The 22,335-nt window shown below is 65.0% G+C and carries 28 protein-coding genes; 22 read left to right on the plus strand and 6 right to left on the minus strand.

What is annotated here, in order from left to right; translation table 11 throughout:
- The first annotated feature begins 214 nt into the window (after positions 1–214).
- The 9 genes from VHO04_RS11445 to VHO04_RS11485 all read left to right on the plus strand — a co-directional run bounded on the left by VHO04_RS11445 (position 215) and on the right by VHO04_RS11485 (position 6,660).
- Positions 215–529, plus strand: a complete 315-nt coding sequence (locus VHO04_RS11445; protein ID WP_329628405.1) for a hypothetical protein — start codon at positions 215–217, stop codon at positions 527–529.
- A 1-nt stretch (position 530) separates the two neighbouring features.
- Entirely contained in the window at positions 531–995 is a 465-nt protein-coding gene (locus VHO04_RS11450) for a GNAT family N-acetyltransferase (protein ID WP_329628406.1), read from the plus strand.
- Positions 996–1,025: 30 nt separating this feature from the next.
- A complete protein-coding gene (locus tag VHO04_RS11455) occupies positions 1,026–1,457 on the plus strand; it encodes a ribbon-helix-helix domain-containing protein (protein ID WP_329628407.1) in 432 nt (143 codons plus the stop codon).
- The gene (locus tag VHO04_RS11460; protein WP_329628408.1) at positions 1,454–1,831 is read left to right on the plus strand and encodes a type II toxin-antitoxin system VapC family toxin; all 378 of its coding nucleotides are present in this window, start codon (positions 1,454–1,456) and stop codon (positions 1,829–1,831) included. Before VHO04_RS11455 ends, VHO04_RS11460 begins: the two co-directional genes overlap by 4 nt.
- Positions 1,832–1,847: 16 nt before the next feature.
- The gene (gene glmS / locus VHO04_RS11465; RefSeq protein WP_329628409.1) at positions 1,848–3,671 is read left to right on the plus strand and encodes a glutamine--fructose-6-phosphate transaminase (isomerizing); all 1,824 of its coding nucleotides are present in this window, start codon (positions 1,848–1,850) and stop codon (positions 3,669–3,671) included.
- The gene (locus VHO04_RS11470; RefSeq protein WP_329628410.1) at positions 3,668–4,273 is read left to right on the plus strand and encodes a hypothetical protein; all 606 of its coding nucleotides are present in this window, start codon (positions 3,668–3,670) and stop codon (positions 4,271–4,273) included. Before glmS ends, VHO04_RS11470 begins: the two co-directional genes overlap by 4 nt.
- Positions 4,273–4,932, plus strand: a complete 660-nt coding sequence (locus VHO04_RS11475) for an HAD family phosphatase (protein WP_329628411.1) — start codon at positions 4,273–4,275, stop codon at positions 4,930–4,932. Before VHO04_RS11470 ends, VHO04_RS11475 begins: the two co-directional genes overlap by 1 nt.
- A 263-nt stretch (positions 4,933–5,195) precedes the next feature.
- Positions 5,196–6,065, plus strand: coding sequence for a dienelactone hydrolase family protein (locus VHO04_RS11480; protein WP_329628412.1), 870 nt, complete (start codon positions 5,196–5,198; stop codon positions 6,063–6,065).
- 13 nt (positions 6,066–6,078) lie between these two features.
- On the plus strand, positions 6,079–6,660 hold the full coding sequence (locus VHO04_RS11485) for a hypothetical protein (protein ID WP_329628413.1): 582 nt from the start codon (positions 6,079–6,081) through the stop codon (positions 6,658–6,660).
- Here the strand turns inward: VHO04_RS11485 and VHO04_RS11490 are convergent.
- Positions 6,645–7,661 carry an aldo/keto reductase gene (locus tag VHO04_RS11490; RefSeq protein WP_329628414.1) on the minus strand — a complete coding sequence of 339 codons (1,017 nt, stop codon included), beginning with the start codon at positions 7,659–7,661 and terminating at the stop codon, positions 6,645–6,647. The genes VHO04_RS11485 and VHO04_RS11490 overlap by 16 nt on opposite strands.
- Before the next feature lie 63 nt (positions 7,662–7,724).
- Positions 7,725–8,315, minus strand: a complete 591-nt coding sequence (locus VHO04_RS11495) for a LysE family translocator (RefSeq protein WP_329628415.1) — start codon at positions 8,313–8,315, stop codon at positions 7,725–7,727.
- Between the two features lie 72 nt (positions 8,316–8,387).
- Here VHO04_RS11495 and VHO04_RS11500 point away from each other — a divergent pair, with 72 nt between their 5' ends.
- From VHO04_RS11500 to queE, 8 genes are all read left to right on the plus strand, one after another.
- Positions 8,388–8,840, plus strand: a complete 453-nt coding sequence (locus tag VHO04_RS11500; RefSeq protein ID WP_257550539.1) for an Lrp/AsnC family transcriptional regulator — start codon at positions 8,388–8,390, stop codon at positions 8,838–8,840.
- Between the two features lie 92 nt (positions 8,841–8,932).
- Positions 8,933–9,919 carry an LLM class flavin-dependent oxidoreductase gene (locus tag VHO04_RS11505; RefSeq protein ID WP_329628416.1) on the plus strand — a complete coding sequence of 329 codons (987 nt, stop codon included), beginning with the start codon at positions 8,933–8,935 and terminating at the stop codon, positions 9,917–9,919.
- A gap of 107 nt (positions 9,920–10,026) precedes the next feature.
- Positions 10,027–11,214 (plus strand): aspartate aminotransferase family protein, encoded by a 1,188-nt coding sequence (locus VHO04_RS11510; RefSeq protein ID WP_329628417.1) that lies wholly within the window; start codon positions 10,027–10,029, stop codon positions 11,212–11,214.
- Positions 11,214–12,137 (plus strand): ornithine carbamoyltransferase, encoded by a 924-nt coding sequence (argF, locus tag VHO04_RS11515; protein WP_329628418.1) that lies wholly within the window; start codon positions 11,214–11,216, stop codon positions 12,135–12,137. Before VHO04_RS11510 ends, argF begins: the two co-directional genes overlap by 1 nt.
- Positions 12,134–13,057 (plus strand): Hsp33 family molecular chaperone HslO, encoded by a 924-nt coding sequence (locus VHO04_RS11520; RefSeq protein WP_329628419.1) that lies wholly within the window; start codon positions 12,134–12,136, stop codon positions 13,055–13,057. The genes argF and VHO04_RS11520 overlap by 4 nt, the downstream gene beginning before the upstream one ends.
- A gap of 164 nt (positions 13,058–13,221) precedes the next feature.
- Positions 13,222–13,599 carry a hypothetical protein gene (locus VHO04_RS11525; RefSeq protein WP_329628420.1) on the plus strand — a complete coding sequence of 126 codons (378 nt, stop codon included), beginning with the start codon at positions 13,222–13,224 and terminating at the stop codon, positions 13,597–13,599.
- Positions 13,600–13,780: 181 nt separating this feature from the next.
- Positions 13,781–14,464, plus strand: coding sequence for a 7-cyano-7-deazaguanine synthase QueC (gene queC, locus VHO04_RS11530; RefSeq protein ID WP_329628421.1), 684 nt, complete (start codon positions 13,781–13,783; stop codon positions 14,462–14,464).
- Positions 14,465–14,468: 4 nt separating this feature from the next.
- The gene (gene queE, locus VHO04_RS11535; RefSeq protein WP_329628422.1) at positions 14,469–15,101 is read left to right on the plus strand and encodes a 7-carboxy-7-deazaguanine synthase; all 633 of its coding nucleotides are present in this window, start codon (positions 14,469–14,471) and stop codon (positions 15,099–15,101) included.
- Between the two features lie 111 nt (positions 15,102–15,212).
- On the opposite strand, the gene VHO04_RS11540 is transcribed toward queE, so the two are convergent.
- Positions 15,213–15,542: a hypothetical protein gene (locus VHO04_RS11540; RefSeq protein ID WP_329628423.1), complete on the minus strand. Its 330-nt coding sequence runs from the start codon at positions 15,540–15,542 to the stop codon at positions 15,213–15,215.
- Positions 15,543–15,552: 10 nt separating this feature from the next.
- Entirely contained in the window at positions 15,553–16,206 is a 654-nt protein-coding gene (gene lipB / locus VHO04_RS11545; protein WP_329628424.1) for a lipoyl(octanoyl) transferase LipB, read from the minus strand.
- Positions 16,207–16,314: 108 nt separating this feature from the next.
- Between lipB and VHO04_RS11550 the strand changes: the two genes are divergently transcribed.
- The gene (locus tag VHO04_RS11550) at positions 16,315–17,058 is read left to right on the plus strand and encodes a glycerophosphoryl diester phosphodiesterase membrane domain-containing protein (RefSeq protein WP_329628425.1); all 744 of its coding nucleotides are present in this window, start codon (positions 16,315–16,317) and stop codon (positions 17,056–17,058) included.
- 60 nt (positions 17,059–17,118) lie between these two features.
- The gene (locus VHO04_RS11555; RefSeq protein WP_329628426.1) at positions 17,119–18,015 is read left to right on the plus strand and encodes a hypothetical protein; all 897 of its coding nucleotides are present in this window, start codon (positions 17,119–17,121) and stop codon (positions 18,013–18,015) included.
- Positions 18,016–18,069: 54 nt separating this feature from the next.
- Here the strand turns inward: VHO04_RS11555 and hemF are convergent, their stop codons facing one another.
- Positions 18,070–18,930 (minus strand): oxygen-dependent coproporphyrinogen oxidase, encoded by an 861-nt coding sequence (hemF, locus tag VHO04_RS11560; RefSeq protein WP_329628427.1) that lies wholly within the window; start codon positions 18,928–18,930, stop codon positions 18,070–18,072.
- A complete protein-coding gene (locus VHO04_RS11565) occupies positions 18,927–19,385 on the minus strand; it encodes a tRNA (cytidine(34)-2'-O)-methyltransferase (RefSeq protein WP_329628428.1) in 459 nt (152 codons plus the stop codon). The genes hemF and VHO04_RS11565 overlap by 4 nt, the downstream gene beginning before the upstream one ends.
- A gap of 224 nt (positions 19,386–19,609) precedes the next feature.
- On the opposite strand from VHO04_RS11565, the gene petA reads away from it, so the two are divergent.
- Genes petA through VHO04_RS11580 form a run of 3 tightly spaced genes read left to right on the plus strand, consistent with a single transcriptional unit; the run spans position 19,610 to position 22,305 of the window.
- Positions 19,610–20,167, plus strand: a complete 558-nt coding sequence (gene petA / locus VHO04_RS11570) for a ubiquinol-cytochrome c reductase iron-sulfur subunit (protein WP_297661676.1) — start codon at positions 19,610–19,612, stop codon at positions 20,165–20,167.
- Between the two features lie 13 nt (positions 20,168–20,180).
- A complete protein-coding gene (locus tag VHO04_RS11575; protein WP_329628429.1) occupies positions 20,181–21,461 on the plus strand; it encodes a cytochrome b/b6 in 1,281 nt (426 codons plus the stop codon).
- Positions 21,462–21,492: 31 nt separating this feature from the next.
- Complete coding sequence (locus VHO04_RS11580; RefSeq protein ID WP_329628430.1) at positions 21,493–22,305, plus strand: cytochrome c1; 813 nt, start codon at positions 21,493–21,495, stop codon at positions 22,303–22,305.
- Positions 22,306–22,335: the final 30 nt, after the last annotated feature.

Below are 22,335 nucleotides of genomic sequence, written 5' to 3' on the forward strand. Positions count from 1 at the left end.
CGGCGAAGGCGGGCTGAATCTAGAAGCAAGCGGCTGCGGCCAGGGCCCAGGCAAATCGCTGAAACATGGTCGTTCCCTCCCTCGAAGACCTCATAGATAGCGCGGTGCGCGCAGGAGGCAATTTTTTAGCGGTGCAGGGATTGCGCGAGCCTTGCATTTGCCGGCTATCGCTGTTCAGTAGCTCCCCGACGTAAGCTGCAAGCAGAGAGACATCGTGAGCGACCGATACGAAGACAAGCCCTTCCTGCGCTATGTCGATGCCTGGGTGCTGAATGCGATCGGCCATCTCGACGAGCCGACGCGCGCCTATTGCGTGGCGATGGAGCCGACGCTGCGCCAGAGCCTGGGGCAGGCCGGAAGCTGGACCGAGATCGTCGCGAAGCAGATGAAATTCCCGCCCGAACTGCCCGCGCAGATCCGCAAGATCTGGGAAGAGGGCAAGCTGCGGTTCGAGGCCGGCAACGGCCGCCCCGCCGACCCCGCGCAATTCGCGATGACCTTCGTCGACCGCAATTTCGGGCGCGTCTGAGATGGCCGGCGGGATGATCGTCCGGCCCGTCCAGCGCGCCGATTACGACCGCTGGCTGCCGCTCTGGGACGGATACAACGCCTTTTACGGGCGCACCGGCGCGGCTGCGCTGGCGCCCGAAATTACCGCGGCGACATGGGAGCGCTTCTTCGATCCCTATGAGCCGATGTTCGCGCTCGTCGCCGAGCAGGACGACGCGCTTCTTGGCCTGACGCATTATCTGTTCCACCGCAGCACCACGGCGTTGCTGCCGTCGCTCTATTTGCAGGACCTGTTCACTTCGGCCGACGCGCGCGGAAAGGGCGTCGGCCGCGCGTTGATCGAGGCGGTCTATGCCGCGGCGCGCGGGCAAGGGCTGTCGCGCGTCTATTGGCAGACGCACGAGACGAACGCGACCGCGATGAAGCTTTATGACCGGATCGCCGAAAAACCGGGCTTTCTCGTCTATCGAAAGCTCTTCGATTGACATGATATCATGATATGATATCAGTATATCATGACTCGCATTCTCGCCGACCTTCCCGATGAGGACATCAAGTGGCTCGACCAGCTTGCCGCGGAGCAGGGCAAGTCGCGCGCGTCGATCTTGCGCGAGGCGGTGGCATCCTATCGTGCGGAAGCGCCCAGCGACTGGCTGGAGGTCGGGTTCGGGGCGTGGAAGGACCGCACCGATATCGGCGATGCGGTCGAATGGCAGCGGCGCGAACGCGCTTCCTGGACGCGGCCCTGGGACTCCGATTATGAGGAGGTTCGCGCCGAATTTCCCGACCTGTTCGACGAACAGGACGACCGCGAGCATGAAATCCACAAAGCCTGGGCCACCGAGCACGGGATTGAATTGGGCGAAGCCTATCCCGACCTTGCCGCGGCAAGGGCGACGTCTGGCAAGGCCAGTGCGCAACCGAAGAAGAAAAAAGCGGGCAAGTGAGCGGTTTCACCTTCGACAGCAATATATTGATCGACACGCTGCGCGGCTTTCCCCAGCCGCGAAGCGAAATCGAGCGCGCCCTTCAGCGCGGACGCCTGTGGGTCAGCCGAATGGTATGGATCGAGGTCATGTCCAAGGGCCAAGGGGAGGGGTTGCGCCGCGCCCAGATATTGCTGTCCGGCTTTGGTATCGATGAAGTCGATGAGGAAATTGCCGGGCGCGCGGCCGCCTTGCGCCGCGACCGGCCCGGGCTGAAATCGCCCGACGCCATCATCCTTGCCACCGCCCAGTCGCGCGGGCGCGTGCTCGTTACCCGGAATACCAAGGATTTCCCGGCGTCGATGCCGGGCATCCGTGTCCCCTACACACTCTGAAGAAAGCCAGCCAACTATGTGCGGAATCATCGGAATTATCGGCAAGACCCAGGTCGCGGATCGTCTCGTCGACGGCCTTCGGCGCATGGAATATCGCGGCTATGACTCGGCGGGCGTCTGCACGGTCGACGGCGGCCGGCTCATCCGTCGCCGCGCCGAGGGGAAGCTGAACAATCTCGTCAAGGAACTCTCGGGCAATCCCGCGCCCGGCACCGTCGGCATCGCACACACGCGCTGGGCGACGCACGGTGCGCCGACGACGAGCAACGCGCACCCGCACGCGACCGGCGAGATTGCGCTGGTCCACAACGGCATCATCGAAAATTTCAAGCCGCTGCGCGAAGCTTTGCAGGCGCGCGGCCGCAGCTTCGAGAGCGAGACCGATACCGAGGTCGTCGCGCACCTCGTGTCCGAACAGGTCGAGGCGGGTCAGTCGCCCGCGGACGCGGTGAAAGCAGTGCTGCCGCAGCTTCGCGGCGCCTTCGCGCTCGCCATCGCTTTCCGTCAGCATCCCGACCTGCTGATCGGCGCGCGTCTCGGCTCGCCGCTTGTCGTCGGTTACGGAGATGGAGAGACCTATCTCGGCTCCGACGCGCTTGCGCTCGCGCCGCTGACGCAGAAGATCGCCTATCTGGAGGAGGGCGACTGGGTCGTCATCACCCGCAAGGGCGCTCAGATTTTTGATAGTGAAAATAATCCCGTAGAGCGCGATATTACGACGTCGGGCGTCACCGCCGCGGCGGTCGAGAAGGGCAATTACCGCCATTTCATGCAGAAGGAGATTTTCGAGCAGCCGACCGTGGTCGCGCAGACGCTCTCCTCCTACATCCGCCCGCTCGAACAGACGGTCGCGCTGCCGCAGATGGATTTCGACCTGTCGAAGATCGAACGCATTACCATCGTCGCCTGCGGCACCAGCTTCTACGCCGGGATGGTCGCCAAATATTGGTTCGAGACGTTCGCGCGCGTCCCCGTTGACATCGATGTCGCGTCGGAGTTCCGCTATCGCGACCCGGTGCTTCAGCCGGGCGGGCTCGCGCTGTTCATCTCGCAGTCGGGCGAGACTGCCGACACGCTCGCGGCGCTGCGCCATTGCAAGGCGAACGGGCAGACGATCGCGGTCGTTGTCAACGTGCCGACGAGCAGCATGGCGCGCGAGGCCGACCTGCTGCTCCCGACCCATGCGGGGCCGGAGATCGGCGTCGCCTCGACCAAGGCTTTCACCTGCCAGCTCGCGGTGCTCGCGGCGCTCGCCGCACACCTCGCGCTCAAGAAGGGCAAGCTCAGCGAGGCCGAGGAGCGCGAAATTGTCCGCCACCTGATCGAGGCGCCCGCCGCGCTCAACGCCGCGCTTGCGCACGACGAGGAGATTGCGAAGATGGCGCACCTCGTCGCCCCGGCGCGCGACGTGCTCTATCTGGGGCGCGGCCCCGACTATCCGCTCGCGCTCGAGGGCGCGCTGAAGCTCAAGGAAATCAGCTATATCCACGCCGAAGGCTATGCCTCGGGCGAAATGAAGCACGGCCCGATCGCGCTGATCGACGAGGCGGTTCCGGTGATCGTCCTCGCGCCGAGCGGCCCGCTGTTCGAAAAGACCGTCAGCAACATGCAGGAGGTGATGGCGCGCGGCGGCAAGGTGGTGCTGATCAGCGATGCGGAAGGGCTCGCCGAAGCGGGCGAAGGCTGCATGGCGACGATCGAGATGCCCAAGGTCCACCCGCTGATCGCCCCGCTCGTCTATGCGGTGCCGGTGCAGTTACTCGCCTATCATGTCGCGGTCGCCAAGGGCACTGACGTCGACCAGCCGCGCAACCTCGCCAAGTCGGTGACGGTGGAGTGAGCGCGGACGCTGCGCTCCCCTTTCAGGCGGTATTTCGTCAGAACGATGCGGAGGCGGCGCGGGGCAAATATCTCGCACGTCTGTTCGGCATTTTTTCTGAAACGCTGGTCGATCTCTGGTGTCGGGATGCTCGCTCTCCCTATGAGAATCTGGGGCGGCCGACGGTGCATCATGACGGAAAGCGGCACACGCTTGATTTCCTCTTTCGCGACCGGCGCACCGGGCGAATCCACGTCGTCGAACAGAAGTGCGAGATCGAATATCAGGGCTATCGCTATCTGACCCTGACCGAACCGCGGCAGCTCGACCATCATCGCAAACCGGCCTTTGCCGCCTTTCTCGCTGCGGCGCGGGGCGAGCGCCTGCAGGTGACGCTGAAAGGGACGGCGCAGCCGGTCGATGGCGCTATCCTGATCTGGGGCGCTGTGGATGCCGGCGGTCGTGCAAGCACGAAGGCGGAAACGGGCCTTGACGATATCGTGGCGCTGGCGGACGTCATTGCCGATCTGCAGGCGTGGCGACCCGAGGCCTATGTCGCCCTCATCGAGCAGCGCCGGAAATGGGCGGGCGAGCTGTTCGATTTCCTCGATAGGCGGCGCTGATGACCCCCGCCGCCATCATCTTCGACTTCGACGGCGTTATCGCCGACAGCGAGGTGCGCGCGAACCGGACACTCGCCGAAAGCCTGACCGCGATCGGGCTGCCGACCACATATGAAGACTGCCTGCGCGACTATTGCGGGCATAATTGGCAGGAGACCGAGCGACGGATCGTCGCCCGCTTCGGGCGCCCGTTGCCCGCCGATTTTCGCGAACAGCATCGTGCGCGGGCGCAGATCCGTTTCGCCGAGGGATTTTCGCCGGTCCCCGGCGCACCGGCGTTTCTCGATACGCTCGGCGACCGGCCGCGCGCGATCGCGTCGTCGAGCGGCCCCGCCTATATTGCGGCATCGCTCGATCGCTTCGGGCTCGCGCATCATTTCGGGCGGCATGTCTACAGCGCCGATGGCTGGGAGCGCGGCAAGCCGCACCCCGACATCTACCTCGCCGCGGCGAAGGGGCTCGGTCTCGATCCCGCGGCCTGCCTCGCGATCGAGGATTCGCCGATCGGCGCCCGCGCGGCGTTGGCGGCGGGAATGACGGTGATCGGTTTCTGCGGCGCGGGCCATATCCTCGACCGCATCGCGCATGGTGCGAAGCTGCGCGAGGTCGGCGTGCATCAGGTTGCGCACAGCTACGATGATCTCATTGCCGTCCGCTGACCCTGCTTCTCGTCATCCCCGTTTCTTCCTCGTCATCCCCGCCTTCGCGGGGATGACGAGGAAGAAACGGGGTGATCAGGAGAGGAGGGGAAGGCCTTTCCTATTATGCCTGGCCGTGCTTAGCTGGTTCATAGGCATCGGCATCGCCCGGGCGATTCCAGTGTAAAGTTGCGCAGTTTTCCGCGCCTTTCCTCGAATCGCCTTTCACGGTCGCAGCCTTTGGCATTCCGCCGCGTATCGATGCCGGAAAGAGGAGAAAGCCCATGTGCGACGACATCACCGAAGCCGATCTGGACCGCGCCGGCATCCCCGTCCGCCGCCGCGATTTCGGGGCGCTGGTCGGCGCGGGAGCGATCGCCTCGATCCTGCCCGCCGCAGCCTGCGCCGCCGGGTCGGTCAAGGGCCGCGACGTGGAAATCAAGACCGCCGATGGGACCGTCGATGCGTATTTCGTCGCGCCGGCCGAGGGCAAGCATCCCGGTGTGCTGATCTGGCCCGACATCCGCGGCTTGCGCCCCGCCTTTCGCCAGATGGCCGAACGGCTGGCGGGCGAGGGCTATGCGGTGCTGTGCGTGAACCCCTTCTATCGCTGGGCCAAGGCGCCGGTCGTCCATGCCGGGCATGATTTCGACGATCCGGGCGTGCGCGAGACGCTGTTCAGCTACCTCAAGCAATTGAACCGCACGCTCGTGCAGACCGACGCCAAAGCGTATCTCGCCTTCCTCGACGCCCAGGCCGAGGTCGATACCGCGAAAGGGCTTGGCACCGCGGGCTATTGCATGGGCGGGCCGATGGTCATTTATACCGCGGCGCTCAGCCCGGCGCGGGTCAAGGCAGCGGCGAGCTTCCACGGCGCGTCGGTCGGCACCGACAAGCCCGACAGCCCGCATCTGCTGATTCCCGAAACGCGGGCGGGTTTCCTCTTCGCCATCGCCGACAATGACGACCAGAAGGATCCCGAAGAAAAGAACCGGCTCAAGGCCGTGCTCGACCCGCGCCCGGAATGGCACGAGGTCGAGGTCTACAAGGGTGCGATGCACGGCTGGTGTCCGCCCGACGGCCGCGCCTATGACGAGGCGGCGGCAGAGAAGGCGTGGGGGCGGATGCGCGAACTGTTCAAGGCGAGTCTCTGAGACCGATGCTGCGATGAAGGTGCATTTCATCCGGTCGGGCGAGCGACGCTATGCGATGCGGATCGAGCGGGGCTCGGGGCCGATGCTGGAGATGGACCCGGCGCCGGGCTTCGATCGCGACCTTCCGCACGATATGGTGCATTTCGTCGTCGAGGCGGTGCTCGGGTTGAAGAGCGGCGTGTTCGGGCAGATTGCGGCGGGCGGCAATGCTGGCTCGTTTCATATCGGCGGACCCCAAGGCGCCGATGCCAAGGACCATCGCCGCGCGGCGCGCAAGCAGGCCGCAAAGGGGGCGGCGCTGCTGAAGGCGCAGGGGCGCGAAGGCGAATTGTCGGAGCTTGCCGCCTTCCTGTTTGATATCGGCTGGCGCAGCGAGACGCGTGCCAGCAGCGCCGCGCAGCAGGCGGCGCTCGGCGAGGCGGCGCGGGTGCGCGCGACGCTTAGCGGCGAAGAGCGTGCGCGGTTCGAAGCCGCCCAAGCGGATATATTCGCAGCCTTCGACGCGGCATCGAAGGTTTGGCGTGCGCTGAAGGTCGGCGAGGCGCTCGTCCTCGAATGGCCGACGCTCCGCCGGATCGATCACCCCATCGGGTAGAGGATATCCCTGCCGACCTTGTTCAGCGCCTTCATCAGATCGTCGCTGAGTACCAGTTCCTTCGCCGCGAGGATCGGCTCGACCTGATCGTAAGCGCTGACGCCGACGATCGTCGACGCGACGAAGTCATGTTGCTTCGACCAGGCGGTCGCCATCGTCACCGGGTGCAGCCCGGCCTCTTCGGCGATTGTCAGATAGCGTTCGGTCGCGGCGAGGCTCCGTTCGTTGACGAAGCGGCGTCCCATCGCCGCCTGCCGGCCCTCCATCGCCAGATAGCGGGAGAAGCGCGCGCCTTCGGGCCGGGCGCCGCCCTGATATTTGCCCGACAATACCCCGCCGGCGAGCGGCGAATAGGGGATCAGGCTGACGCCTTCCTGCCGGCACACCTGCGCCAGTTCATCCTCGAAGCGGCGGTTGTTGAGGCTGAAATTATTCTGGATCGTGTGATGGCGCGCCACACCGAGCCGCTCCGACGCAGCGAGCGATTTCATCAGCCCCCAGCTCGTCTCGTTCGAGCAGCCGAGAATGCGCACCTTGCCCTCGCGGACCAGTTCGTCGAGCGCGTCCATCATCTCGTCATAGGGCGCGTCGGGGTCTGGCCAGTGGGTTTGATAAAGGTCGACATAGTCGGTTTGCAGCCGCGTCAGGCTGCCCTCGATCGCGCTGCGGATGTTGTGGCGGTCGAGCGCCGTCATCCCGCCGCGGCACGGCGACTTGAACCAGATGTGGCTCGGCCCCGAAACCTTGGTCGCGAGGATGATCGCGTCGCGCTTCTTGGTCTTCAACCAGCGCCCGACGATCTCCTCGGTGCGGCCGACCCATTTGGTGTCGGGCGGCACCGGATAGCCTTCGGCGGTATCGTAGAAATCGATCCCCTCGTCGAAGCAGCGGTCGAGGATGCGATGCGCTTCGGCCTCGTCGGTCTGGCTGCCGAAGGTCATCGTCCCCATGCAAATGTCGGAGACGTGGATGGCGCTCTTACCAAGGCGGCGGCTTTGCATGGCTCTCTTCTCCTGTGAGGGGAGCGCCGTCTTTAGGTTGCGATCCGCAACCTTGCAATCGGGTCAGAGAAGCAGCGCGAGCGACCCCACCAGCAGCGCCGCCATCGTCCAGTTGAAGGCGCGCAGCCGCCCCGGATTCGACAGCCAACCGCGCAGCGACACGCCCATCACCGCCCACAGGCTGGTCGAGGGAAGGTTGATGATTCCGAAGACGAGCGCGACGAGCAGCACCGCGGCCAGATTGCGGTCGGGCGCATAGAGCGCGATCGCGGTCAGCGCCATCGACCAGGCCTTCGGGTTGACCCACTGGAACAGTACCGCCTGGAAGAAGCTCATCGGCTTGCCTTGCGGACTCTCGCCGTCGCTCGGCGCGGCGGCATGCGCGATCTTCCACGCGAGCCAGAGCATATAGACGACGCTGACCAGTTTGAGCGCGGTGTTGAGAGCCGGAAACAGGTCGAACAGTTCCATCAGCCCGACGCCGACGAGGACGATCATCAGCGTGAAGCCGATGCCGACGCCGAGCGCATGCGGCACGGTGCGGCGGAGACCGAAATTGGCGCCCGACGCCATCAGCATCATATTGTTCGGCCCCGGCGTGATCGAGGTGGCGACGGCAAAGGCGGAGAGCGCAGCGAGGGCGGTTTGTTCCATGCACGCAATATATCGGGCTTTCAGAACGCCGGATTGCAAAGTTGAACCGAAATTCTGTATATGATGCAACCTATGAGCAAAATTGATGCAATAAGCCGCAATATATTGCAGGAATTGTCACGCGACGGGCGAATCTCGAACATCGAGCTGGCCGATCGCGTCGGCCTGTCGCCCTCGGCCTGTCTGCGCCGGGTGCAGGAGCTCGAACGCAGCGGGGTGATCAAGGGCTATCGCGCGGTGATCGATCCCGCGAAGCGCGGCCTGACCTTCCTTGCCTATGTCACCGTGGGCCTGTCGTCGCATACCAAGAAATCGCAAGCGGGTTTCGAGGCCGCGATGGCCGAGGCGCCCGAGGTGCGCGAATGCCACAACATCACCGGGACGATCGAATATCTTCTCCGCGTCGAGACGGCGGATCTGGCGGCCTACAAGCATTTCCACACTGAGGTGCTCGGCGTGTTGCCGCAGGTGCATTCGATCACCACCTATGTGCTGATGGATTCGCCGAAGGACGAGCGGGCCTGACCTTGCTTTACCCTGTTCCGTCATCCCCGCCTTCGCGGGGATGACGAGGTTGGGTGCTTGAACCTCCCGCCATCCCACCGCATATCCGTTGCATGGTGAAACTCTCCTTCCTCGACCTCGTCCCCGTCACCGACACCGGCACGATCTCGCAATCGCTCGCCAACGCCGCCGATCTCGCGCGCCATGCCGAGGCATTGGGCTACGAGCGCTACTGGGTCGCCGAGCATCACGGCATGGCGGGGATCGCGAGTGCCGCGACGTCGGTCGTGCTCGCGCATATCGGGCAGGCAACGTCGACGATCCGCATCGGCGCGGGCGGGATCATGCTGCCCAATCATGCGCCGATGGTGATCGCCGAGCAGTTCGGGACGCTGGAGGCCCTGTTCCCCGGCCGCATCGACCTCGGCCTTGGCCGCGCGCCCGGCTCGGACGGCGTCGTCGCGCGGGCGCTGCGCCGCAACCTCGCGAGCGACGAGCGGCAGTTCCCACAGGATGTCGTCGAGTTGCAGGCCTTTCTGGCGGGCGACGATCGTCTCGGCATCCGCGCGGTGCCGGGCGAGGGGACGAAGGTGCCGCTGTGGATTTTGGGATCGAGCCTGTTCGGTGCGCAACTCGCGGCGATGCTGGGGCTACCCTACGCTTTCGCGAGCCATTTCGCCCCCGATGCGCTCGATGAAGCGCTCGACATCTACCGCCGCCAGTTCAAGCCGTCGGAGCAGCTTTCGGAGCCTTACGCCGCCGCGGCGTTCAATGTCTTCGCTGCCGATACACGCGAGGAGGCCGAACTGCTCGCCTCGTCGCAGCAGCAGGCGTTCGTTGCGCTGCGCACCGGCAATCCGGGCAAGATGAAGTCGCCGCTCGCGGGCTATAAGGACAGCCTGCCGCCCAATGCGCGCGCGATCCTCGACCATGTGCTGCAATGCTCGGTGGTCGGCACCGTCGAGGATGTCGCTGCCGGGCTCAAGGCGTTTCAGGCGCGCACCGGTGCCGACGAGATCATCATTGCGTCGTCGATGTACGACCATACGGCGCGCAAACGCTCGGTCGCGCTCGCGATGGAGGCGGCGAAGTCGCTCTAACCCCATGTTGACGCGGCTCCGGCCGCGGCAGTATAGGGACGGCCCGAACGAGGGCGGCCCATTTCGGGGTCGCCTTTTTCCTTTATCCGTCTGGAAAGGTGCCTGACATGTCGATCACGCCGCTGATGCCCGTTTACCCCCGGTGCGCTGTGCGTCCGGTGCGAGGCGAAGGGGCCTATCTGATCGGCGAGCGCGGCGAGCGCTATCTCGATTTCGCGAGCGGCATCGCGGTCAATCTGCTCGGCCACGGCCATCCGCATCTGACCCAGGCGATTCAGGATCAAACGGCGACGCTGATCCATGTGTCGAACCTCTATGGCAGCCCGCAGGGCGAGGCTTTTGCCCAGCGGCTCGTCGATAACACATTCGCCGACACGGTGTTCTTCACCAACTCGGGCGCTGAAGCGGTCGAATGCGCGATCAAGACCGCGCGCGCCTATCATTCGAGCGCGGGCAATGCGCACAAGCATACGCTTATCACTTTCAACAACGCCTTCCACGGCCGCACCCTCGGCACCATCTCGGCGACCAATCAGGAAAAGCTGCGCAAGGGCTTCGATCCGCTGCTGCCCGGCTTCGCCTATGCGCCCTTTGACGATCTCAATGCGGCGCTCGATCTCGTCGACGACAGCACCGCGGGCTTCCTCGTCGAGCCGGTGCAGGGCGAGGGCGGCATCCGCCCCGCATCGCAGCCGTTCCTGCAGGGGCTGCGCGACATCTGCAACGAGCGCGACCTGATGCTGATCTTCGACGAGGTCCAGTGCGGCGTCGCGCGCACCGGCTCGCTCTACGCCTATGAACAATATGGCCTTGCCCCCGACATCCTCGCGAGCGCGAAGGGCATCGGCGGCGGTTTTCCGATGGGCGCTTGCCTCGCGACCGAAAAGGCGGCGCGCGGCATGACCATCGGCACCCACGGTTCGACCTATGGCGGCAATCCGCTCGCGATGGCGGCGGGGCAGGCGGTGTTCGACGTGATCCTCGAAGACGGCTTTCTCGATCAGGTCAAGGCGACCGGCGAACGGCTGCGCGGCGCGCTCGAACAGCTTATTCCGAACCATGACAGCCTGTTCGAAAGCGTGCGCGGCATGGGCCTGATGCTCGGTATCAAGATGAAGTCCGACAGCCGCGCCTTCGTCGCGCATCTGCGCGACAATCACGGGCTGCTGACGGTGGCGGCGGGCGACAATGTCATCCGCATCCTGCCTCCGCTCAACATCGAGCAGGGCCATATCGACGAGTGTATCGAGAAATTGTCGGCAGGGGCGGCGAGCTATACGCCGCCGGACGCCTAATGCCTAATTTCCTGAACCTGTCCGATGCGGGCGGGGACGCCGTCGCGGCGATGCTCGCCGACGCGATCGACCGCAAGGCGGCGCGCGCTAGCTGGCCGAAGGCGCGGCCCGACGCCGACAAGCCGCTCGCCGACCATGTGCTGGCAATGGTGTTCGAGAAGAATTCGACGCGCACGCGCTGCTCGTTCGATATCGCGATCCGCCAACTCGGCGGGGTGCCGATGATCCTCGACGCCGGGACGAGCCAACTCGGCCGCGGCGAGACGATCGCCGACACGGCGCGCGTCCTGTCGCGCTACGCTGACGCGATCATGATCCGCACCGACCATCATGACAAGATCGAAGAGCTGGCCGAACATGCCGATGTTCCGGTGATCAACGGGCTGACCGACCTGTCGCATCCGTGCCAGATCGTCGCCGACCTGCTGACGATCGTCGAGAGCGGCAAGGCGCTTCCGGGGCTGGAGCTTGCATGGCTCGGCGACGGCAACAATGTCCTCGCCTCGCTGATCGAAGCGGCGGGGCTGTTCGGCTTCAACGTCCGCGCCGGGGTGCCGCAGGGTTATGAACCCGATGCCAGCTTCGTTGAGGCGGCGCGGGCGCGCGGCGCGCGCATCGACATTGTCCGCGATGCGCGCGAAGCGGTCGCCGGTGCCGACCTTGTCGTCACCGACACCTGGGTGTCGATGGGGCAGGACCATGCGCACAACAAGCTCGCGGCGATGGCGCCGTTCCAGGTCGACGAACGGCTGATGGGCGCGGCGAAGATCGACGCGCTCTTTCTCCATTGCCTGCCCGCGCATCGCGGCGAGGAAGTCGTCGACGCGGTGATCGACGGCCAGCAGTCGCGCGTCTGGGACGAGGCCGAGAACCGCGTCCATGCGCAGAAATCGGTCCTGCTGTGGGCGCTCGGCAAGCTGTGAGCGAAACCCCGGAAACCTGGTTCGACCAGCCTTTGGTCTTTACGATCGCTGATCGCCATGTGCGCGGACGCCTGATCCGCCTCGGCCCCGTGCTGAACATGGTGATGGCGGCGCACAGCTATCCGCCCGTCGCCGAGAAACTGCTCGCCGAGGCGCTGGTGCTAACCGCGTTGCTCGGCTCGACGCTGAAGGGCGAGGAGAGCCAACTCACCCTGCAGGCGCAGACCGGCGGCGGGCCCGTCGAATTGCTCGTCTGCGATTACAAGGGCGGCGAGCTGCGCGGTTATCTGAAGTTCGATGCCGAGCGGCTGGCCGAGGTGGGGTCCGATCCCACCCTGTTCGCACTGTTCGGCGAGGGCTTCCTTGCCATCACCTTCGATCAGGCGGCGAGCGCCGAGCGCTATCAGGGCATCGTTCCGCTCGAAGGCGCGTCGATCGGCGACGCCGCCGAACATTATTTCGAGCAGTCCGAACAGATCCCCAGCCTGATCAAGCTCGCAGCGCGCCACGATGCGGAGGCGGGGTGCGTCGCGGGCGGCCTGCTGCTCCAGCATCTTCCAGAGGGCGAGGTCGGGCGCGATCGTCTGCACGTCCGCCACGACCATCCCGAATGGGACCATGCGCGCACGATCGCCGAGACGTTGAAGGGTGAGGAACTGACTGACCCTGCGACCTCGCTCGAGACGCTGGCGTGGCGGTTGTTCCACGAGGACGAAGTGCGCGTCGAATCCGGGCGCTTCGTTTCGCGCGGCTGTCGCTGCAGCACCGATTATTTCGCCGGCGTGCTGTCGAAATTTCCCGAAGTCGAGCGCGGCGAAATGGCCGACGCAGCGGGGCTGGTCAATGTCGACTGCGCCTTCTGCTCGCGCATCTTCCCCATCTCGCTCGACGAGATCGCCGCGCATGGATCGGCGGCTTAGCGCCGCTTTCCGGGTCGCTCTGACGGTGAAACGGGGCAAATCAGCGCCAAGCGGTTGAAATCCATCATCTGCGTTGCTACCTCTTGCTCGATGGGGTCGCATTTCCGTCCATGAAGGACGACCAGATGGAAGGAAATATGGCGATCTTTTCCCCCCTTTTCAGAATGTCCCTCGCGGCGCTCGGCCTTGCCGCAGCGACCGCGGTTCCGGCGCAGGCGCCGTCGCTCGCAATGCTCGACCGGCTCGAAAAAGGAAGCTGGCAACTCCGCGAGCGCGGCAAGGACGCGGTATTGCAGACGATGTGCCTCGGCGACGCGCGGCGGATGATCCAGATCGAGCATCCGCGCGCGAACTGCTCGCGCTATATCATCGAGGATACGCCGAATTCGGTGACGGTCCATTACACCTGTCCGGGCGCCGGGCACGGCCGCACGACGATCCGCAGCGAGACCAACCGGCTGGTCCAGATCGACACCCAGGGAATCGCCGAAGGCCGCCCCTTCTCGCAGGCGATCGAGGCGCGGCGCACGGGTGGCTGCTGATCCGTGCCGGTAACGGCTTGTTAACCACGCCCTGCTAATCGGGAGAGGCGACGCACTGATGTGTGTCCTTCTCCCTAACGGCTTCGTGCCGAACTGGGCCGTGCCGCAACCGCCGCGCGGCCCATTTCTTTGGTGCGCCGCAACACTTGCGCCTGCGAGGGCAGGGGCCTATCTGGCGCCGATGCAAAATCTTTCCGGAAAGACGGTGATCGTCCTCCTGTCGGGCGGGCTTGACTCGATGGTCTGCGCGGGGCTGGCGCGCGAAGCCGGCGCGCGCATCGTCGCGCTCACGGTCGACTATAACCAGCGCCACCGCGTCGAGCTCGAATCGGCGGCGCGCATCGCCGCCGATGTCGGCGCGGCCGAGCATATCGTGCTGCCGCTCGACCTTCGCCGTTTCGGCGGATCGGCGCTGACCGCCGACATCGACGTGCCCAAGGACGGGGTGGGGGACGAGGTTCCGGTCACTTACGTGCCCGCGCGCAATCTCATCTTCCTGTCGCTGACGCTCGGGCTGGCGGAGGCGCGGCAGGCGCAGGACATCATGATCGGCGTCAATGCGCTCGACTATTCGGGCTATCCCGACTGCCGCCCCGATTTCATTGCGGGCTTCGAGAAGCTGGCGGCGCTGGCGACGCGCGACGGCGACAGGGGCGTCGCCTTCCGCATCCAGGCCCCGCTCCAATATATGACCAAGGCCGATATCGCGGCCGAAGCGGCGCGGCTCGGCATGGACGCGGGGATGAGCTGGTCGTGTTACGACCCGACCCCGGATGGCCTGCATTGCGGCGCGTGCGACAGCTGCCGGCTGCGCAGCAAGGGCTTCGCCGAGGCCGGGCTCGTCGACCCGACGCGCTACGCCTGATCCGATGGCCTATGCCGTCAAAGAGATTTTTTTGACCCTGCAGGGCGAGGGCGCGCAGGCGGGGCGCCGCGCGGTCTTCTGTCGCTTCGCGGGCTGCAACCTGTGGACCGGGCGCGAGCGGGACCGTGCGAAAGCGGTCTGCAAATTCTGCGACACCGATTTCGTCGGCACCGACGGCACCCTCGGCGCGAAATATCCCGATGCAGCGGCGCTGGCGCGGGTGATCGGCGAAAGCTGGGGCGACGGGGCGGGCGACCGCTACGTCGTGCTGACCGGCGGCGAGCCGATGCTGCAGGTCGATGCACCGCTGATCGATGCCCTGCACGCTGAAGGCTTCACGATCGCGATCGAAACCAACGGCACCCACGCGGTGCCGCGCAGCATCGACTGGATCTGCGTCAGCCCCAAGGCCGGCAGCAAGCTCGTCCAGCGAAGCGGCGACGAACTGAAGCTCGTCTGGCCGCAGCCGGGCAGCGACGTCGCGGCGCTCGCGGAGCTCGATTTCGCGCATCGACTGATCCAGCCGCTCGACGATCCGAATGCCGCGGCCAATGTGCAGGCGTGCATCGATCTGGTGATGGCCGATCCGCGCTGGCGCCTGTCGCTGCAGACGCACAAATCGCTCGGGCTGCGCTAACGGCGTCATTGCGAGCGAAGCGAAGCAATCTCCAGCTATCGGCGTTTTGTAAGGCCGATAGCTGGAGATTGCTTCGTCGCTGCGCTCCTCGCAATGACGAAATGTGACGGACTATTCGGCCTTCGTCGCCGCGCTGTCGGCGGTCACCGCTTTCTTCGCCACCGGCGCCTCGACGGCATCGGGATTGTCCGATGCGACCTCGTCGCCTTCGGCCGTGTCGGTCGCGGGCTTGGTGCTGTCCTTTTTGGCGCCGTCGTCGGGGACGCTGTTGTCGACCGCGGTCCCGTCGCCCGCCGCATTGTCGAGGATGATCATCGAATCGCTGATCGAGCCGGGCTGAACCTCGACCGCGTCGAGCTTGGCGGTCGATTTGCCCGATGGCTCGTTGCCGCAGGCCGCGAGCGAAAGCAGGAGGAGCGAGCTGAGGATGATCCGCGTCATGGCGTCGTTCCTAGTCGCTCGCCCGCAGCTTGTCGAGAAAGGCGGGGAAGGCGTCGGCCAGCGCGCGGTCGACCTCGGCGAACGACGCCTGCTTTCCCAGCATCGCGAGGCTGGTGACCGGAAACTCGGCGATTCCGCACGGCACGATGCCCGAGAAATGCGTCATGTCGGGATCGACGTTGAGCGAAAAGCCGTGGAGCGTGACCCAGCGTTTCACCCGGACGCCGATCGCCCCGATCTTGGCTTCGCGGCCGCTCAGGTCGTCGGTCCAGATGCCGATGCGCCCCTCGGCGCGGCGCGCGGCGACCCCGAGCAGCGCGAGCGCGTCGATCACCCAGCCCTCGAGTGCCGAGACATAGGCGCGCACGTCGCGCCCGCGCTGCGCCAGGTCGAGCTGGACATAGCCGACGCGCTGGCCGGGGCCGTGATAGGTATAGCGGCCGCCGCGCCCGGCATCGAACACCGGAAAACGCGGGTCGAGCAGTTCGGCGGGATCGGCGCTGGTCCCGGCGGTATAGAGCGGTGGATGCTCGATCAGCCAGACGCGCTCGCGCCCCGTGCCCGCCTGGATCGCTGCGGCGCGCGCCTCCATGTCGGCGAGCGCGGCGGCATAATCGGTCTGGCCGCGTGCGACGGTCCATTCGGGGGTGGAAAGCCGGGTCATTGCGAGGGGTAAGTGCCGCTTCGCGGGCGCAGATGCAAGAGGCTGGACATTGGGGACGAAGGCCGTCAGTTTCGACCGCAACCGGGAAAAGAAAATGATGGGGTATCAATGACAAAATTCGACATGGGCGCGGCCTGGGACGATGCGACGATGCTGGTTCGCGCGCACCTGCCGCTGACCGGCGTGCTGGCCGGGCTGTTCTTTTTCCTGCCCGGCATGATGATGGCGCTGCTCGGCCCCGCGCCGCTTTCGCCGCCCGGCAATGTCACGCCCGAACAGCTCAATGCGATGCTCATGGCGGACCTGCGGCAACAATTCCCGTGGCTTCTGGCGATCACCATGGCATCGACGCTGGGTTCGCTTGCTATTTTGCGGCTGTGGCTTGCCCGGGCGGGCACCAGCGTCGGCGAGGCGCTGCTCTTTACGCTGGCGATGATCCCGACGATGATCGCGATGTTCGTGGTGCAATCGGCGCTGATGGCGATTGCGTTCCTGCTGCTGATCGTGCCGGCGATCTATCTCTTTGGCCGGCTCGCTGCCGCCTATCCCTTGCTGGCGGACCGCAATGTCAAGAATCCGTTCGCGGCCTTGATGGGTAGCTGGCAATTGACGAGCGGCAACGGCTGGCGGGTCGCCTTCTTCGTTTTCCTGTTCCTGATCGTCCTGATCGTCATTTCGCTGATCGTTCAGCAGGTGACAGGCATCTTCGGTGCCCGCGGCTCTTTCGGCTATCTGATCGGCAGCGTGATCAATTCGGCCGTGTCCGCGGGATTCGGCTTGCTCAACACGGCGGTGCTCGCATCGGTCTATCGGCAATTGGCGGTGCGGGGCGCGGGGGATATTTTCCAATAATCCGTCCCATCGGGACGAAAGATGTAAAGGGCAGTCGGGGTTAACAACAGGGGAAGAGACATGGCCAAAATGAGCATAGGGGCGGCTTTTTCGGAGACGTTCGCCTTTCTGAGCGCCAATTGGGCGCGGATGCTGCTGTATCTGGGCGGGGCGCTGGTGGCGATCGCATTGCTGGGCTGGCTGTTGCTCGGCAGCACCTTCGCGTCGATGATGGCGTCGCCCAATGATCCCTCCATGGTGCTGGGCATCTTCGGCAAGATCTTCTTCTTTGCGATCATCGCAGGGGCGGCGATGTTCGCCGCGAGCCTTCTCGTCTGGCGCAGCGGCCTGGTCGGCGGCGATCCGGCCGCGGACATCGGCTGGTCGCTCGGCGCCGGGGCCGCCTATGTCGGGGCGCTGTTCATCCTCTACATCGGGATGGTCATCGCCATGTATATCATCCTCCTGATCGTCGGACTGTTCGCGGTCGCGCTGTTCGGGGTGAGTGGCCTGTCGCCCGAAATCTTCATGAACGGCGGCGTGTCGGGCGGACTGATCGTCTTTGGGATCATCGTCTACATCGCGATCATCGTCTTTTTCCTGTGGCTGTTCGGGCGGCTGGGGGTCGCGGGACCGTGGATGGCGGCGCACCGCCGGTCGAACCCGTTCGCTGCCCTGGGCGCGTCCTGGAAATTGACCGGCGCGTCGCAGTGGACGATCGTCGGCTTCAACCTGATCATCGCGATCCTGTCGTTCGTTTTCCTGATGGTCGCCAACCTGATCTTCGGCGGCATCGCGGGAGCGGCGGGGGGCATCTTCGGCGCGATGGGCAGCCCCGGCGCGGGCGCGGGCACGATCCTGTTCGCCGTCATTTTCGGCCTGCTGATCTATGTTCCGCTGATCCTGCTGTCGGTTGCGACGCCGGCAGCGATCTATCGCTGCGTCAATACCGACAGCAACGCCGGCGTTTTCGCCTGACCGGGCGCTAATCCGAAACAAGGGCGCTCCGCAGGCGGGGCGCCCTTCTTCCCGTCAGCTCCATTTGGCGAGCGGCGGCAGGCTCATCAGGATCGCGTCGATATTGCCGCCGGTCTTGAGCCCGAACAAGGTTCCGCGATCGTAGACGAGGTTGAACTCGGCATAGCGCCCGCGCCAGACGAGCTGTTCCTCGCGGTCGGCGTCGGTGAAGGGCAGGCCCATGCGCCGCCGCACGACCTGCGGGAAGATGTCGAGGAAGGCTTCGCCGACTCCTTGCGTGAAAGCGAAATTGCGGTCGAACTCGGCATCGTCGCCGCATTCGAGATGGTCGTAGAAGATGCCGCCGACGCCGCGATGCACGCCGCGATGCGGGATATAGAAATAATCGTCGGCCCATTTGGCATAGCGTTCGTAGACGTCGGGGCCATAGGGCGCGCAGGCGGCGCGAAAACGCGCGTGAAAGGCGTCGGTGTCTTCCTGATAAGGGATCGGCGGATTGAGGTCGGCGCCGCCCCCGAACCAGCGCTTCGTCGTCGCGAGGAAGCGCGTGTTCATGTGCACCGCAGGCACATGCGGGTTCGCCATATGCGCGACGAGGCTGATTCCGGTCGCGAAAAAGCTGGGATCCTCGCCCGCGCCGTGGATCGACGCCGCGAAATCGGGCGCGAATTCGCCGCCGACGGTGGAGACGTTGACCCCGACCTTTTCGAAGACCTGCCCCGTCATCACCGCGCGCACGCCGCCGCCGCCCGCGCCGGGCGCGACCCCTTCGGCCTCGCGGTCCCATGGCGTGTAGGTAAAGTGCGCGTCGCTGCCGGCTTCGCGCTCGATCGTCTCGAACGCGGCGCAGATGCGGTCACGCAGCGACTCGAACCAGCCTCGCGCCGCCTGTTGCTGGGGATCGAGCGAGATCATACGGAAAAGCCTTTCGTTTGGCGAAGCGCCTCGGCGAGCGCGATGCCAGCCGCGACCGCGACATTCAAGGAGCGAAAGCCGGGCTGCATCGGAATCGCGACCCGCGCGGCGACGGCCTCGTGGACATGGTGCGGAACGCCGGCGCTCTCTGATCCGAAGAGCAGCACATCGCCTTGATCGAAATCAAAGTCGGGAAGCGGAGTCGCGCCTGCGGTCGAGAGCAGGACGAGGCGTTGGCCGCCGATCTGTGCCCATTGGCGGAACGCGTCCCAGTCGGGATGCCGCCGGACATTGGCGCGCACCGCATAATCCATTCCGGCGCGCTTCAGCGCCGCGTCGCCGAAGGGGAAACCGCACGGCTCGATAATATGCGCGGGCGCCCCGAAACAGGCGGCGGTGCGCAGGATCGTGCCGACATTGCCGGCAATATCGGGCTGAAACAGGGCGATTTCCATGCCGTCGCCATAGTCCCGGCGGGCGAAGGAATCGAGAGCTTAGGGTCCGAAGGGCCGATCGATGGGACGAAGGGGAAATTGCCTGTTGGCAAGCCCGGACTGTGCGGCTATCAGGCCCGCAATTCCCGGAGGGGCCGCCGGGCTGCGCCGTTTTGTGCGCGCGCAACGGGGCGGGCCATCCTTCTTCGGGAACTTTGTCAGTTCACCCATGCAAGGGCAGTCGAATGGCCAGTGAAACCGAAACTACCGCCGGCATCGAAGATGGCGTGCGGCGCCGGGACTTCATCAATATCGCGGCGGTCAGTTTCGCCGGTGTCGGTGCGGCCGCGGTGGTGCTTCCCCTGGTCAACCAGATGAATCCTTCCGCCGACGTGCTCGCGCTGTCGTCGACCGAAATCGACATTTCGGCGATTCAGCCGGGGCAGGCGATCAAGACGAGCTGGCGCAAGCAGCCGGTGTTCGTCCGCAACCTGACCCCGGTCGAGATCGCGGAGGCGAAGAAGGTTCCCTTGAGCGAGCTGCGCGACCCGCAGACAATCGACGAGCGCACCAAGCCCGGCAAGGAAAACTGGCTGATCACGCTCGGCGTCTGCACCCATCTCGGCTGCGTGCCGCTCGGCGCCGCCGAGGGCGAGAATCGCGGCGATTACGGCGGTTATTTCTGCCCCTGCCACGGGTCGCACTACGACACCGCGGCGCGCATCCGTAAGGGCCCGGCACCCAAGAATCTGGCTGTGCCGCCCTATGAATTCAACAGCGACACCGTCGTGACGATCGGCTGAGGAGCGAGATAAGATGAGCTTTCCCTGGGCCAAGCCATATGAACCCCAGCATCCGCTGATGAAGTGGATGGACGAGAAGCTGCCGATTCCGCGGCTTGTCTACAATGCCACCGGTCCCGGCTATCCGGTTCCGCGCAACCTCAACTATTTCTGGAACTTCGGCGTCCTCGCGGGCGCCGCGCTGGTCATCCAGATCGTCACCGGTATCGTGCTGGCGATGCATTATGCCGCCAATGCGGGCGTCGCCTTTAACTCGGTCGAGCATATCATGCGCGACGTGAACGCCGGCTGGTTCATCCGCTACGCGCATATGAACGGCGCGAGCATGTTCTTCATCGTCGTTTATCTGCACATCTTCCGCGGCCTTTATTACGGATCGTACAAGGCGCCGCGCGAAATGGTGTGGCTGCTCGGCGTCGTGATCTTCCTCCTGATGATGGCGACCGCCTTCATGGGTTATGTCCTTCCCTGGGGTCAGATGAGCTTCTGGGGCGCGCAGGTGATCACCGGCTTCTTCTCGGCGATTCCGGTCGTCGGCGATCCGATCCGCGTCTGGCTGCTCGGCGGCTTCGCGCCCGACAATGCCGCGCTCAACCGCTTCTTCTCGCTCCACTATCTGCTGCCGTTCGTGATCGCGGGGGTCATCATCCTGCACATCTGGGCGCTGCACATTCCGGGGTCGTCGAACCCGACGGGCATCGAGGTGAAGGACGAACAGGACACCGTCCCGTTCCACCCCTATTATACTGCGAAGGACGGCTTCGGCGTCGGCGTGTTCCTGCTCGTCTTCGTCGCGCTGACCTTCTTCAGCCCGAACCTGCTCGGTCACGCGGATAACTATATCCCCGCCAACCCGCTCTCGACCCCCGCGCACATCGTGCCCGAATGGTATTTCTGGCCCTTCTACGCGATCCTGCGCGCCTTCACCTTCAACTTCCTGTGGATCGACGCGAAGCTGTGGGGCGTCATCGCGATGTTCGCGGCGATCGCGCTGCTGTTCTTCCTGCCGTGGCTCGACAGCTCGCCGGTGAAATCGTCGAACTATCGTCCGCTCAACCGCATCTTCTTCTGGGTCCTCGTCGTCGACGTGCTGATCCTGGGTTTCTGCGGCAAGAGCCCGGCCGAACAGCCGTACGTGATCATGAGCCAGCTCGCCGCGGCTTATTATTTCGCGCACTTCCTGATCATATTGCCGATCGTCTCGCGGATCGAACGGCCGCTGCCGATGCCGAACTCGATCACGGAAGCGGTCCTCGCAAAGCATGCCGACGAACCGTCGGCGGCCACGGCCTGAGCGCCGGACTTTAATAGGAGCTGATACAGCCATGGTTCGTCCGCTCGGTTTTCTCGTCGGTCTGGGTTTCATCGCAGCCCTGCTGTGCGCGATCTTCACGACACCGCTCTCGAATGAAGCCAATGCTTCGCACGAATTCCACAAGGAGCCGAAGCATCTGGCGCTGTCCAGCGACGGCCTGCTCCCGCATTGGGACAAGGCCAAGCTGCAGCGCGGGATGCAGGTGTATAAGGAAGTCTGTTCGGCGTGCCACAGCCTGAACCTCGTCGCCTTCCGCGACATCGCGGATCTCGGCTATAGCGAGGGGCAGATGAAGAGCTTCGCCAAAAGCTATGACACGATCCCGTCGGTCAATCCCGACACCGGCGAACCGTCGACGCGCACCGGCCTGCCGTCGGATCATTTCCCGGCGCCCTATGCCAATGAAACCGCGGCGCGCGCGGCGAACAACAATGCGCTGCCGCCCGACCTGTCGCTGATCACCAAGGCGCGCGAAGGTGGCAAGAACTATGTCTATTCGCTGCTGACCGGCTTCCAGAATCCCCCGGCGAACCTGCCGAAGGAGCTGCAGCCGCCGACGGGCCTGCACTTCAACCCCTATTTCGCGAACCTCAACCTCGCGATGGCGCCGCCGCTCCACGACGGCCAGGTGACCTTCGCCGACGGTTCGCCGAACGATGTGAAGGCGATGGCCAGCGACGTCGCCGCCTTCCTGGTGTGGACCGCCGAGCCGAAGCTGGTGAAGCGCCATCAGGTGGGCTGGGCAGCCTTCATCTTCCTGCTCATCTTCACCGGCCTGACCTATATGTCGTACCGGAACATCTGGGCCGACAAGAAGCATTGAGGACAGCCGAGGGTTTCCTGGGGGGATGGC

It is taken from the genome of Sphingopyxis sp. (genome assembly GCF_036261875.1).
Classification (GTDB): domain Bacteria; phylum Pseudomonadota; class Alphaproteobacteria; order Sphingomonadales; family Sphingomonadaceae; genus Sphingopyxis.